Here is a 13,378-nt window from a genome sequence, read left to right as displayed (position 1 = left end):
CCTGGACCTCTGGGCGAGATCGAGGCTATCCGCTTCATCTCTTGCTAAAGGCTCTCTTCTGGGAATGGGGAGGGCAAAAGCAATCTTCTGTAATTGAGGATCGGTCTAGGTGGCGCTGGAATCCTGTTGATGGGGGGTCGCTGTCGACGGTGATTGTGTGCTGCTCGTAGAAGCTAAAGCGTGCTGGTTCACCTTCGTGGGACCCCCGTTGTTGTCTGCTGCACCGGCCAGGAGGCTGATGCACAGGCTCAGCAGGATGATGAGGCCCAAAGCCAGGCGTAGGCCCACAAAGCTGGCCACGAAGCCGATTGTAGGGGGACCAGCCATGAGGCCGGTGTAGCCGCAGGTGGCAACGGCTGCCAGGGCGGTGCTGGTGGCCTGACCTTGCCCGGCAAGGCGCCCGGCGGAGCTGAGTGTCAAAGGAAACGTGACGCTGAGGCCGCAACCGATCAGAGCAAAACCGAATAAAGCCAGCACCAGCCAGGGGGCAAGCAGCACCAGGGCCAGACCGCTGGCTGCCAACAGTCCTCCAAGACGTACCATCAGGGCTGCGCCCAGGCGGGCCGTGAGGGCATCCCCGAGGCTGCGACTGACCATCATCGTCACGGAGAAGATGGCGTAACCGATGGGGGCCAGGCCAGCCCCGCTGTGCAGGTTGTTGTTGAGATAGAGTGCGCTCCAGTCGGCCATCGCTCCCTCTCCAAAGAGGGAGCAGAAGGCGATCAGTCCCAGCGCCAGCGTAGCCCTCGACGGGCGGGCAAATATCGCTCTCCGGGCCTCGCCCGCGCGCTCGCCAGTGGGCTGATCATGAGACGACGGCAGGAGGGCCGCAATGCAACAGAGCGTCAGGAGCGCGCTCGCTAGGGCAACGCCGCTGAAATGTGGTAGCAATGGGATATCATATCCAGCGATGAGCCCCCCGAGCAGGGAGCCAGCCAGGCTCCCAAAGCTGTAGCAGGCGTGAAAGGAGTTGAGGATAGGCTGGCCGTAGAGGCGCTCTGCAGCTACCCCCTGGGTGTTCATGGAGACGTCCATCGCTCCCGAGCTGGCTCCGAGCAGGGCCACGCTGGCGATGAGCAGAGGCAAGCTCGGCGCTACTGCGATCAGGGTCAGCGTCACACAGAGGCTGAGCGTGGCAAGAATCGCGATGCGCCGGCTACCATAGCGCGCTACCAGGTAGCCACCGCCACTCATGCCGGCCAGAGCTCCGGCGGCTCCGCTAAAGAGGACGCTACCGAGAATCGCCGGCGCCAGTGCCAAACGGGCCTGAACGGCAGGAATACGAGCTGCCCAGGTCGCGAGCAGTACGCCGTTCAAAAAGAATAAAAGAGCGACAGCCAGCCGAGCCCACCGCCGTCGCGCTAACGAAAAGGGGCGCATCCCTGCGGTTTGGTCCATAAGTCGTCTGTGTATCCTCCTTCCCTTGCTTGATGATATTCTCACTGACCGGACTCAGGTGGACTGCGACGGGCCGTCCCGAGGCCCTGCCCTGTCGTGAGCTGACTGCTTGCTGCTCATGACAGCATCTCAGTCAGTATACTCCCTTGATGCCTCTGCTCGTAAAAGGGTTCAAGCTTAGCCCTTCAGCTTGTCTGCTTGCTTACTTGCTTGCTCATTCGCTGATGCCTTGCGCCGCTCTCACCGTGACCAGCCAGGATACGCGGATGCAAAAACATAGTAGCCCGGTTCTTCCATCTCCTCGGGCAGCCGCTGCAGGCCAACCTTGAGCGCGACCTGTTGCGATGGCAGGTTGGCGCTTCTGATACGCGCGATGATCGGTAGTGACGGTAGATAAGCCTGGGCGAGCTGCAGAGCCGTGCGGGCCATCTCGGTGGCGTAGCCGTGGCCCCAGGCGCTCGGTGTGAAGCGATAGTAGAGGTTGAGGACGGTGTACTCGTGCCAGCGCTGCTGCTCCAGTCCGCCGAAGCCGATGATTGTTCGGTCCTGTGCTAGCTCCACGGCCCAGTAGCCGAAGCCGTGCTTGCTCCAGTGCTGGCGGCAGAGGCGCAGCATGGCCTCGCTGCTGGCCAGGGAGCGGTGGACGCTCTCCGGGCTATACTGGTAGGTGGCCGGGTCGCCGTGCACGCGAAACATCGCTGGTCCATCCTCGGCTTGCAGGCGGCGAAGCAGCAGGCGCGGTGTGCGCACGGCGCCCCAGATAGCTGCCAGCTCTCCAGGTGAGCGGTGGGACAGTTGAGGCTGAAGACTCTCTTCGTGAGTCAGTGGTGGTTTGCCTCCCTCTAGTCAGGTTGGTTATGGGAACAGGGCGCCGGCCAGGGTGGGCCATGAGTCGCCCCTTCCTGGTTGCGACGCCGTGCTTCTGCTCCCTTCAGTCTATCACATTCTTCAGCTCCGCCATCCCGCGTGGTGAGACCTGAGAGCCTGCTCAGGATTGCCCTTGATATTGCTCATCGCTGACCGGCTCCTGCCAGTCGGCTGTGCGTCCTTCGAGCTGCTCTTGAATAGCGATGTGCGTCATGGCCGTGGTGGGGGCGGCGCCGTGCCAGTGCTTTTCGCCGGGTGCGGACCAGACCACATCTCCCGGACGAATCTCCTCAACAGGGCCGCCCCAGCGCTGGACCCGCCCACAGCCGGCAGTGACGATCAGGATCTGCCCGAGGGGATGGCTGTGCCAGGCCGTACGGGCACCCGGTTCGAAGGTCACGCTGATGGCGCGCACCCGTCCAGGTTCCTGGGCTTCGCCCAGTGGATCAATGCGCGCCTGACCCGTGAAGTGCTCGGCGGGCCCTTGCTGCGATGGCTGGGAGCCACTCCGGCGAATCTCCATCTTGCTTCATTTCTCCTTCTGTCTGTGTGATCGCTGCCCTGTTCTGGCGCTTGAAAGGGCAGGCTCTGGGGCTGGCCGTGGTCTGGTGCGAGAGGACGGCGGCCTGCCAGGGACTGCCCTCTCTGGAGAACATTCAGCAGCACTCTCTTATTCCCTCTAGATGTCGCTTTTATTTCCGGGCATAATATTGCTTTTTCGGTATAAATCAAAATTAGAATATCATTAGAAATCAAAGAAAGACTTGCATTCATAAACCGTTGGCCTGCGTACCCCCGAGGCTGCTCCCCTGGATCGCTGGCTGCCCTACGTCTACCTGCAGTCTGAGATTGTGCGCTATCTGGAGGTGGTGGCCCTCGTGGGAGCAGCGGCCACAACGCTGGAGCCACACCTGCCACTCATCGCTGCTGATGTCGAGGAACTGAGGCAGTTGCCTGGCCTCTCCTGGCCACTGGCCAGGCTGGTGGTCTTGCATCCAGGCGCCAGTGATCCGCGGCGCCGCTGGCCACCGGCAGCCTTTGCCTGGGTGGGGGAGAGGCTGGCAGCGGCAGGGGCCCAGCTGGCCCTGATCGGTACAGAGACCGAGCGGGGGCTCGTAGAGGCGGTGAAGACTGCTGTACAGGCCCCTGTGCTCGATCTCTGTGGGCGCCTCTCGCTCGGTGGGCTGGCGGCCCTCTTGCGCATGGCCCGCCTGGTGGTCGGCAACGACTCTGGCCCTCTGCATCTGGCTGAGGCCGTAGGTACGGCCACGGTTGGCATCTATTGGGCCTTCAATGCGCTGACCGCTGGCCCTTTGACTCGGGCTCGTCATCGCCTGCTGGTGGCCTGGCAATTCCGCTGTCCAGTCTGTGGCCGTGATTGCCTGACGGCCTCCTGTTCGCATAGCGACTCGTTTGTCTCGTCAATCAGGCCCGAGGAGGTTCTGGCTGAGGCGCTGGCCCTCTTTAGATCTGAGGAGGGGCGGGAGCTGCACCGTCAGGAGCAGGATGCCGTCTTGTGGCAGACTACTTGATGAGGCAGGGGTGGAATAGGCGGCAGGCGAGGCAGGCGTCAGCTCCTGCTCAGTTCAGACGACACGCGAGCGCGGGCTGGCTCGTGCCGAAGGCAGAAAGTACTGCCAACGCTCAGACTGAGGTTGTGGCTCCCAAGAGGAGAGGCCCCAAGCCAGCAGCATGCTGCTGGCCCATCAGGGCAGTGAGAGTGCTCTGGCAGGCTGCTGTCCAGTTGCTCATCATCTGTCGTTGATCTGCCCAGCAGACCTGAACTATGGTGAGGCCGTGGAAAAGATGAATGTAAGGCAGAAGCGCCTGCCGCTGCAAGGGACAGGCGCTTCTCAAGGCAAGGGAGGAGCTACAAGGGGAATGTCCGCCATGCTTGCACGTCTGCGCATGTCCCGGCCTCACTGGTGGCAGACAGCAGCCGTCGCCGCTCTGCTGCTCTGCCTGCTCATTTCGACGCTGGTGCTGCTCAATCCACTGGGCGCAAGCCATGTAGCGGCTGCCGGCAGCGCTCAAGTCACGGTCAATGCCAACCAGTCGCTGGGAACATTGACCGCACTCAGTCGGGGCTTGAACACGGCTGTCTGGGATAGCAATCTGCGAGATAGCGCGGCCAGCACCGATATCAAGAACGCTGCCATCGGTATGCTGCGCTTTCCGGGCGGCTCAACCTCCGATGTCTACCATTGGCAGACGCATTCTCTGGTCTCCGGCCAGGGCTGGCTCGACCCCAACAATACCTTTGACGCCTTTATGAGCCTGGTGCAGGCCGTTGGGGCGCAGCCGATCATCACCGTCGATTATGGCGCCGGTACGCCCGCAGAGGCCGCCGGCTGGGTTCAGTATGCCAATAAGGGAGGGCCGGGCTACAGTGGTCCCGTGCCGACCTATGCGGGGGCCAGCAGTACTGGCCATACCTATGGTATCAAGTACTGGGAAATCGGCAACGAGATCTATGGCGATGGCACCTATGGGGCCAGCTGGGAGTACAACAATAATCCCCATACCTCGGCTGCCTATGCCAGTAATGTCGTCACCTACAGCCAGGCTATGAAGGCCGTCGACCCAACGATCAAGGTCGGCGCTGTGCTGACGACGCCAGGCAATTGGCCTGATGGCGTTACTAATTCCGCTTCGCCTCAGCCCTGGAACCAGACCGTTCTGTCAACGGCCTGCCCGGCTATCGATTTCGTTATCATTCACTGGTACCCGCAGAATCCAGGCAATGAGTCGGATTCGGGCCTGCTGGCCTCGACCAGTCAGATCCCGAGCATGGTCTCGACGCTGCGCTCGGAGCTGTCGCAGTATTGTGGCTCCCATGCCAGCGCCGTTCAGATTCTGCTGACCGAGACTAATTCGGTCTCTTCTAATCCCGGTAAGCAGACCGTCAGCATTGTCAACGCCCTCTATGAGGACGATGATTACATGACCTGGCTGGAGAATGGGGTGACCAACGTCGATTGGTGGACGCTGCATAATGGCCCTGTGGCCGGCAATACAAGCTCGTCGCTCTACGGCTCGGCTCAGTACGGCGACTATGGGGTCCTGGCTAATGGGGCCTGTATCAGCGGGGGACCGTGTGAGCCGGCTGCCGATACGCCTTTCCCCGCCTACTATGGCCTGCAGATGCTCACCTACCTGGGCAACGCCGGCGATACGATGGTCTCCTCTTCTTCTAATCAGACACTGTTGGCCGTGCATGCGGTGCGTCAGGCCAATGGCAACCTGGCGGTGCTGCTGATTAACAAGGACCCGAGCAATAGCTACACAGTAACGTTCTCGCTCACTGGCTACAACGCCGCCAGCAGCGCGCGCGTCTACTCCTATGGTCCTACGAGCAGCTCCATTGGCTCGACGACCGCCTCGGGTTCGCCTTTGCCCACTATATCGATCGCTCCCTATACGTTGACGACGGTTGTCTTCGCACCGGGCAGCGCGACCACGCCGACGCCCGCGCCAACAGCGACCGCTACGCCAAGCCCGACGCCGAGACCGACTGTGACGCCAACGGTGACCCCGACGCCGACAGCAACTGCGACGCCAGCCACGCCAACGCCTACGCCGACAGCCGCGGCGGGCCTGAGCTGCTCTGTCCATTATGCGGTCACCAGCCAGTGGCCGGGCGGCTTTACAGCCAGCCTGACGATTACCAATACGGGCAGTACGGCCATCAACGGCTGGACGCTTCAGTTCGCTTTCCCAAGCGGTCAGACGATTACTCAGCTCTGGAACGGCTCCTATACCCAATCAGGGAGCACAGTCACTATTACCAATCTGGCGTATAACGCTGCTATTCCTCCAGGGACCACGCTCGGCTCCTCGCCCGGCTTCAATGGAACCTGGAACGGCAGTAATGCCAGTCCGTCTGCCTTCACGTTGAACGGGCGAACCTGCAGCGTCGTCTAGCATCCAGGCGCGAAGCCTCTATCTGCCTCTACCTGAGCCGCTCTCGTTGGGCTGTCCCGGAGCCGGCAGCGGTAGTGATGCTGCTGCCCTCTGGGACAGCCTGTGTGTCTTGACTGGCTGGTCTCAGTGTGTCCCACACTCCGGGCGGATGCTTCCGCTCTAGCCAGTTGTATTGCTATATGCTATAATGAGTATACCTGCTGTAAGCCCGTAGACGAGATGATCCTATGTTGCACTTCTCTTTTCCCTGGCTTGAGTTTCTGGTTCTGAGCTGTGCGGCACTGGTGAGCGTTGTCTGTGTAACTCCTTATCTGCTTGAGCTGAACGGCAAGGTTTTCAAGCAGGCACAGGAGCGCCTGGGGCGCCCGTTGTGGGTGCTGCTGTTGCTGCAATCGCTGCAGAGTGTTGCGCTGCTGGTGGTGGCGGTGGGCCTGGGCCTGCCCATTGCTCATCAGATTGGCCTGGGCGCCCCCTTGCTCGAGGGACTGCTAGCAGGGAAAGCGGTGACAGCCCAGGCTCAGGCGCTCATTGGGCCGGCCCTGCTGTTGGGTCTGGGACCCGCCGCGCTGCTGCTTGTCCTGGAGATCGTGGTGTTCTGGCCTCGGCTACCGGAGGCCATGCGCACGGCCTTGCCGATCCCTGCTCTCTGGAAGCGTTTCCTGGCCTGCTTTTACGGTGGCATTGCTGAAGAGCTGCTCTGTCGCCTCCTCCTGCTCTCCTTATTCGCCTGGCTGCTCGGCTTCGTCTGGCACCTGCCAGGAGGCCAGCCCGCGCCCGGCGTCTTCTGGCTGGCCGCGGTCGTGGCGGCTCTGCTTTTTGGTCTAGGCCATCTGCCAACCACAGCAGCGCTGACCAGGCTGACCCCCCTCTTGATCGGGCGCGCTCTTCTCCTGAACGGCGTTGCTGGGGTTGCCTTCGGCTACCTCTTCTGGCGCTATGGTCTGGAGGCGGCCATGCTGGGCCACTTTTGCGCCGATCTCGTCTTCCATATCCTTGGGGATTCCATCGCAAAGGGGCTGCGCTCGGCGCAGGCAGGGGAGCCACCGGTCGATCGCGCGTTGTCCTAACCCTTGTAGTCTCAGTCACAAGTCACAGCTGTTCTCTGCACTGCACACAGTGCCTGGCCATAAGGAAGTCAGTTGTTATCGCACGAAGCAGGCGGAAAAAATTGCTGCTCCTTCGTTCTCTCAAGAGGAGAGGCGGATATCCCCCGTAGTGCGCGCGAGCGTCGTTTGCAGCAGCAGAGAGCCAACCTGCTGCCTTCGAGAGAGAGAAGGTCAGGTGATCCTCGGTGTTGCCATCATCCCAGAAGCAGAGGCGGTCACTCCTCGCGGTTCCAGCTGAGGTGAAGCAGGTAGCCCAGAGCGCCGATTTGGGCCTGCCCAAGAAGCACTATCGCCCCTCGATCCTCTCTGGATTTGGAGATATCCCGAGTATGGCGAAATTGCTGATATCTATACTTTTATCGTATCTAGTTATCGCATTATTTATGCATCACAATGATATACCTGAATTGCTTCGCGAGTACTTTGTCGTCGTGCTCTTCGGAGCAGGTGCGCTGCTGATACCGTTCTTTCTGCTCTCCCCTCTGGTCTTGCTTGCGTATGAGGTCCGCTCTTCATGGGGCTTCTATGTCTACGATAGAGGATTGGTCTACAAAAGGGGCCGAAGTACGACTGCCTGGCGTTGGGAACAGATTACGGCTCTCTGGCGAGAAGTAAGAAAAAAAAGATATATATGGTGGCTGTTGGTGATAGTCTTGTCGATTATATGGAAACAAAGCGTTTATACAGACTGGAGTTTCAAGATGGTAAAAAGATCATTTTTGATCTGTATTTTGTCAGAATGGAGGAGCTACTCGATCTCCTGGACGAGCAGATTAGAAACCATCTTCTCCCCCAGGTCATTGCGGCCTTCGAACAGGGCGACACAGTGACCTTTGGCGATTTGCGTCTCAACCGGGAAGAAGTGAGCTGGAAAGACAAACGACTCTTTTGGTTCGAGATTCGCGCCTTCACGCTTCGGGATACCTCGCTGATCATAGAAAAGATAGACAAGAAGAAGGTCTATTGGGATCTAGTCACTATGGCCAATATCAGCCTGTTCCAGGGCCTCAAAGATTACATAGTCCAGCACTATCAGGGCATCACTGAGCTGGAGAGTTGAGCGAAAGGAGAGGTCTTTCGGGCCAATCGAGTTTCCCGTTCTCAGGAATGGCCACATTGCCCGCGCTCTGGTCTGGCTGGTCCGAGGTCAGGGCCGATCGCTGATAGCAAGCGTGCGAATCTCTCTTTCCGTCAGCCAGCCCAATTTCTCGGGATTGACCACGCCGTAGACACGGCTGATGCGCTCCCCTTGTGGCTCCAGCTCCAGGATGACCAGTCCGACCGCCTTCCCCTGCGCCAGACCGATGATGGCCGGTTGGCCGTTGACCTCGGCGAGCTGCGGCTGCAGATCGGTCGGGAACCATTTGCGCAGCGCGCCGAGCATGCCGCGTGCCACGCGCTTCGCTCCCTGAATTGGCTTCAGGGCGGCCTTGACCTTGCCGCCGCCGTCGGCGATAAAGATGGTCTCGTCGGTCAATAAGCCAAGCAATCCCTCGACATCCCCCTCGGCGGTCGCTTGGAGGAAACGGGCCGTGAGCTGCTCCTGTTGGGCGCGTGGGACGCTGAAACGTCGCTCATGCTGACCCAGGCGCTGGTGGGCACGGTGGAGGAGCTGTCGACAGGTTGCCGGATTCGTCCCGAGGATGGTTGCGATCTCGGGGTATTGATAGTCAAAGACCTCGCGCAGCAAGAGGACTGCCCGTTCGCGGGGACTGAGCTTCTCTAGCATGAGGAGGTAGGCGAAGGAGAGCGATTCCGCCAGCTCTGCTGTGGCCACCAGCTCAGGATGCTCACCTGTGGCCAGGGGCTCGGGCAGCCATGGGCCGACATAGACCTCGCGCTGCGCTCGGGCGGAGCGCAGCTGATCGATGCACAGCCGCACAATGATTGTGGTCAGGTAGGCACGCGGCGACTGCACTGCCTGCTCGTCGGCCTGCAGCCAGCGTAGAAAGGCTTCCTGTACCATATCCTCGGCTGCGCTGGCCTCGCCTAGCATGCGGTAGGCGATGGAGAAGAGCAGGAAGCGGTACTCTTCAAAGATGCGGGTTGTCTCTTCGCTTGTATGTGTCATCTGCTTGCGACTTGATCTGCGTGCCCGACCGAGCTGGAAGCCCTCAGCGGCTGCTTCCCTGCCGGACCGGACGCGCTCATGCTCTGTCATGTGTCTTCCTTGCGGCGGCACATGACAGAGCATACCATACTAGACCTCCATTATACTATGCTGCTACCCTGGCGTGACGGGGTGCTCCTCGCCTGGCCAGATCGGCGAGCAGCAGCTGCGCCGCCTGGCGGGCGCTGGCAAAGCAAGCGTCGGCGAGATAGCCCTCATGGCCGACCCAGTCTCCTGCCAGGTAGAGGCCGCTGATGTGCTCTACCTGTGGCTCTGGGCGCCCTGCAAAGCCGTTACGGCTGGCACTCGGCACGGCTCCCATGACCGGCAGATGGGGCAGGAAGAAGCGCTTGACCACCAGATCGCGCCAGCCCGGTTGCGCCAGATCGAGCAGCTCCTCTAGCTCCCGCTCGTGCTCTCGGGCTTCGCCAGGGTCTGTCGGGTCAAGGTAGCGGACAGCGTGCAGTACCGCCCCGCCGGCGGGCGCAACACGAGCAAAGAGCGATTGGGTCGAGTAGAAGCGCGGCTGGTCAAGGTCCAGGGAAACTGGCCGCTCGGGATGTGGCAGGCGCTGCAGAGCGACGTCGAGACAGGCCACAGGCAGCGGCGTCAGTGCTGCCAGACGCTGTTTTAACAGGGGATCAGCTACCAGGCGCGCGACGTCGGCTGGCTCCGTTGCCAGGAGCACGGCCTGCGCCTCGTACAGGTGCCCGTTGCCCAGCTCGAGCCCCCGAACACGCCCGTTATCCTGGAGGACAGCTGCGACGCGCGTCCCTGGCTGGAGATGAGCCCCGGCCTCCTCGGCGGCGCGGCGCAGCCCTGCGATCAGGGCCTGCCAGCCTCCATCGATGTAGAGCACGGGTCGTTTCAATGAAAGCTGCAACTGCGTAACAAAAGGCTCCATACTGATCAGTTCCAGGTTGCCGCTGTAGGTCAGGGTGCGGGCGCTAGCCAGCAGCAGCCGATGCACTCGCTCGTGTCTGACATGTTGGTCGACCCAGGACTGCACGCTGACAGAGGCCAGACGGCGTGGTTTAAGGATCGCCAGTCTGGTCAGGAGTCTCAGTAGCTCCACTTTCTCGGCTCCGTTGAGCAAGGTCGTGCTCAGGAAGCTGGCGGCGTCTCCTGGGTAGGCGAAAAAGTGCTCCTGGAAGAGGGCCTGAACGCCGTGCGGTGAGCCGGCGTGGAAGCTGATGCCCAGCTCGCGCAGGACGCGGGTCGCCGCGCCTCCGCTATAGAGGGCGTGGCCTCCACGGTTCAGGCTGTAGCCTTGATGAACCTGGGTGGCGGCTCGCCCTCCGAGGCTGGCTGCTTTTTCAAAGACGGTGACCTGCAGGCCGGCCCGCGCCAGGTAAGTGGCGGCTGCCAGTCCCGTCAGGCCACCGCCGACGATTGCAATATCTGTCTGCATCTTATTTTCCTCCCGAATAGGGGTGATCTTTGCTGATGACACAAAGCAGACGGGAGCTACCCCCGATTTGTGACAGCGTGAGCCGGAGATTTTGCGCTGCTCGATGGGTCTTGTCTCTGGCCGGGCCGACGTTGAGCTGCGGCGCCGGATCGTGCGCATTGTGACTCTCTCTCTTCCATTGCATGGCCTGCTGCTGGTACACTTGAGAAAGAAGCACTCGGGACTGTCCCAATAGTGCTTCCCTGAATGCCAGGTGAAACCAGGGAGAAGCAAGGAGCACAGTCAATGGCCGAACCGGAAAATACCTATCCGATTGACCCGGAGAATGCAGGAGAGCTGGCGCGGCTGATGCAGCAGGATCGACTGCTGACGGAAGGAATGGGGGGACTGTTGCCCGAGGCAGGGATCAGGCTGCCGGAGCGAGGGCGGGTGCTGGATCTGGCGTGTGGGCCGGGAGGATGGGCCTTAGAGCTGGCCTTTCAGTATCCGAAGGGAGAAGTGATCGGGGTGGATATCAGTCGGCAGGTGATCGAGTATGCGCGGGCGCAGGCCTGGTCGAGAGGGCTGGAGAATGCGCGCTTTGAGGTGATGAATGTGATGGAGCCGCTGGCCTTCGAAGACGGCTCCTTCGATCTGATCAACGGACGCTTGCTCGCTGGTTTCATGTTGCCGGGGGCCTGGCCGAAGCTGCTGGCGGAGTGCTACCGGCTGCTCAAGCCGGGCGGCATCGTCCGTCTGACGGAAACCGAGGCACCCCTGACGACCAGTCCAGCCTATGAGCGCTTTGCTTCTCTGGTGGCACAAGCGCTGAAGCGAGCTGGTCAAAGTCTCTCGGCGGATGGGCGCCATATAGGGATCACTCCCGTCTTGCCGCGCCTGGTGAGGAAGGCGGGCTTTGAGCAGGTGCAGCTGCGTGCCACGGCCATCGAGTGGTCGATGGGAACGGAGGCCCACTATCCTGTCTTTAAGGATTATCTTCTCGGCCTGGAGCTGGTTCAGCCTTTCCTGGTAAAGGTGGGGATGGCGACCAGGGAGGAGCTGGAGCATCTGTATCAGCAGGCCGTAGCTGAGATGCAACAAGAGGATTTTTGCGCGCTCTGGCATTTGTTGACGGTCTGGGGCTATAAGCCTCCGACCAGTCGTGAAGCGGAAGCGGCGCCGGAGCAGGCTCTGGCCGGGTCAGACCTCGGCAAGACGGACGGCTGAGTGAGCGCACTGTCTCGATCTTCCTGGCCTCGGCTTGACATGAGGCCGGGAAGATCCCTGCTCCGGGGAGGGGCTGCTTGCCATGAAAGCGGCGCACAATGAGGATGGACAGGTGACAAGGGGTAGTGCCGGATTCTGTAGTGAGGGGCACCTGCTGGGTAGCTCTACCTGCTGATGCTTACTGGATCGGCAGTATTGTTACTGTATCCCTTCCGCTGCGCGGTCGACTCCTGGTACACTTGAGGAAGAAGCGCCAGAGGCAGTGGTGATCACGCTGATCTGGACGCCAGGTGAACATGAGGTTGAGCAAGGAGCATGGTTAATGGCCGAACCGGAAAATACCTATCCGATTGACCCGGAGAATGCAGGAGAGCTGGCGCGGCTGATGCAGCAGGATCGACTGCTGACGGAAGGAATGGGGGGACTGTTGCCCGAGGCAGGGATCAGGCTGCCGGAGCGAGGGCGGGTGCTGGATCTGGCGTGTGGGCCGGGAGGATGGGCCTTAGAGCTGGCCTTTCAGTATCCGAAGGGAGAAGTGATCGGGGTGGATATCAGTCGGCAGGTGATCGAGTATGCGCGGGCGCAGGCCTGGTCGAGAGGGCTGGAGAATGCGCACTTTGAGGTGATGAATGTGATGGAGCCGCTGGCCTTCGAAGACGGCTCCTTTGATCTAATCAATGCTCGATTGATGTGTGCCTTCATGCTGCCGGGGGCCTGGCCGAAGCTGCTGGCGGAGTGCTACCGGCTGCTCAAGCCGGGCGGCATCGTCCGCCTGACGGAAACCGAAGGCCCGTGGTGTAGTAGCCTTGCTACCGAGCAGTATTGGGGGCTGATCTATGAGGCCTTCAAGCGTGCGGGCCAGAGCTTCTCGCCGAACGGGCGCCGTATGGGGATCACTCCCGTCTTGCCGCGCCTGGTAAGACAGGCGGGCTTTGAAGAGGTACAGGTGCGATCGAGTATCATCGAGTGGTCAGTAGGTACAGAGGCCCACTATGCTGTTTTTAAAGACTACCTGCTTGGGTTTGAGTTGATCCAGCCTTTCCTCATGAAGGTAGGGGTTGCGACGAAGGCTGAGCTGGAGCGCCTGTATCAGCAGGCCGTAGCTGAGATGCAGCAAGACGATTTCTGCGCACTCTGGCCGCTGGTGACGGTCTGGGGGCGCAAACCGCTGGCTGCAGATGAGGGCGAGCCAGGGACCAGAGGAGAGCAGGCTCAGCCTCGCGCGGAAGCAGAGGGCTAACGGCTGCCCTTTTTCGGCTGGTAGCGGGCAGGGCAAAGTGAGAGCGCCTACGGGTCTGCCTGACCAGCGGGCACTCTCTGCAGCAGGGCCGGCGCAAAGCGACAGCTGCCGAAGAG

Annotated in this window: 11 protein-coding genes and 1 pseudogene; 7 read left to right on the top strand and 5 right to left on the bottom strand. The window is 61.0% G+C overall.

Annotated elements, in window-relative coordinates; genetic code table 11:
• Positions 1-105: 105 nt before the first annotated feature.
• The 3 genes from N688_RS12235 to N688_RS12225 form a co-directional block, all read right to left on the bottom strand.
• A complete protein-coding gene (locus tag N688_RS12235; RefSeq protein ID WP_052889547.1) occupies positions 106-1,398 on the bottom strand; it encodes an MFS transporter in 1,293 nt (430 codons plus the stop codon).
• Positions 1,399-1,638: 240 nt separating this feature from the next.
• The gene (locus N688_RS12230; protein ID WP_052889546.1) at positions 1,639-2,148 is read right to left on the bottom strand and encodes a GNAT family N-acetyltransferase; all 510 of its coding nucleotides are present in this window, start codon (positions 2,146-2,148) and stop codon (positions 1,639-1,641) included.
• Positions 2,149-2,386: 238 nt separating this feature from the next.
• Positions 2,387-2,788 (bottom strand): (R)-mandelonitrile lyase, encoded by a 402-nt coding sequence (locus tag N688_RS12225; RefSeq protein ID WP_052889545.1) that lies wholly within the window; start codon positions 2,786-2,788, stop codon positions 2,387-2,389.
• Positions 2,789-3,116: 328 nt separating this feature from the next.
• Here N688_RS12225 and N688_RS12220 point away from each other — a divergent pair, with 328 nt between their 5' ends.
• The 5 genes and pseudogenes from N688_RS12220 (at position 3,117) to N688_RS12200 (ending at position 8,355) form a co-directional block, all read left to right on the top strand.
• A complete protein-coding gene (locus N688_RS12220; RefSeq protein WP_052889544.1) occupies positions 3,117-3,797 on the top strand; it encodes a glycosyltransferase family 9 protein in 681 nt (226 codons plus the stop codon).
• A 349-nt stretch (positions 3,798-4,146) separates the two neighbouring features.
• The gene (locus tag N688_RS12210; protein ID WP_052889542.1) at positions 4,147-6,189 is read left to right on the top strand and encodes a cellulose binding domain-containing protein; all 2,043 of its coding nucleotides are present in this window, start codon (positions 4,147-4,149) and stop codon (positions 6,187-6,189) included.
• 227 nt (positions 6,190-6,416) lie between these two features.
• Positions 6,417-7,256 carry a CPBP family glutamic-type intramembrane protease gene (locus tag N688_RS12205; RefSeq protein ID WP_052889541.1) on the top strand — a complete coding sequence of 280 codons (840 nt, stop codon included), beginning with the start codon at positions 6,417-6,419 and terminating at the stop codon, positions 7,254-7,256.
• 224 nt (positions 7,257-7,480) lie between these two features.
• Positions 7,481-7,867: pseudogene (locus tag N688_RS23990) on the top strand (hypothetical protein); the annotation flags it as partial.
• Positions 7,868-7,926: 59 nt separating this feature from the next.
• Entirely contained in the window at positions 7,927-8,355 is a 429-nt protein-coding gene (locus N688_RS12200; protein WP_052889540.1) for a DUF6585 family protein, read from the top strand.
• Between the two features lie 87 nt (positions 8,356-8,442).
• Here N688_RS12200 and N688_RS12195 read toward each other — a convergent pair whose 3' ends face one another.
• Complete coding sequence (locus N688_RS12195; protein ID WP_202901909.1) at positions 8,443-9,456, bottom strand: RNA polymerase sigma-70 factor; 1,014 nt, start codon at positions 9,454-9,456, stop codon at positions 8,443-8,445.
• 55 nt (positions 9,457-9,511) lie between these two features.
• On the bottom strand, positions 9,512-10,816 hold the full coding sequence (locus N688_RS12190; RefSeq protein ID WP_052889539.1) for an FAD-dependent oxidoreductase: 1,305 nt from the start codon (positions 10,814-10,816) through the stop codon (positions 9,512-9,514).
• A gap of 285 nt (positions 10,817-11,101) precedes the next feature.
• Here N688_RS12190 and N688_RS12185 point away from each other — a divergent pair, with 285 nt between their 5' ends.
• Together N688_RS12185 and N688_RS12180 are read left to right on the top strand one after the other, a co-directional pair.
• Positions 11,102-12,022 carry a class I SAM-dependent methyltransferase gene (locus N688_RS12185; protein ID WP_052889538.1) on the top strand — a complete coding sequence of 307 codons (921 nt, stop codon included), beginning with the start codon at positions 11,102-11,104 and terminating at the stop codon, positions 12,020-12,022.
• Positions 12,023-12,344: 322 nt separating this feature from the next.
• Complete coding sequence (locus N688_RS12180; RefSeq protein ID WP_052889537.1) at positions 12,345-13,262, top strand: class I SAM-dependent methyltransferase; 918 nt, start codon at positions 12,345-12,347, stop codon at positions 13,260-13,262.
• Positions 13,263-13,378 lie beyond the last annotated feature (116 nt).

Origin of the sequence: Thermogemmatispora carboxidivorans, assembly GCF_000702505.1 — a bacterium.
Classification (GTDB): Bacteria; Chloroflexota; Ktedonobacteria; order Ktedonobacterales; family Ktedonobacteraceae; genus Thermogemmatispora; species Thermogemmatispora carboxidivorans.
Note: the sequence above shows the minus strand (reverse complement) of the source record. Positions and strands in the feature narration are given on the sequence as shown.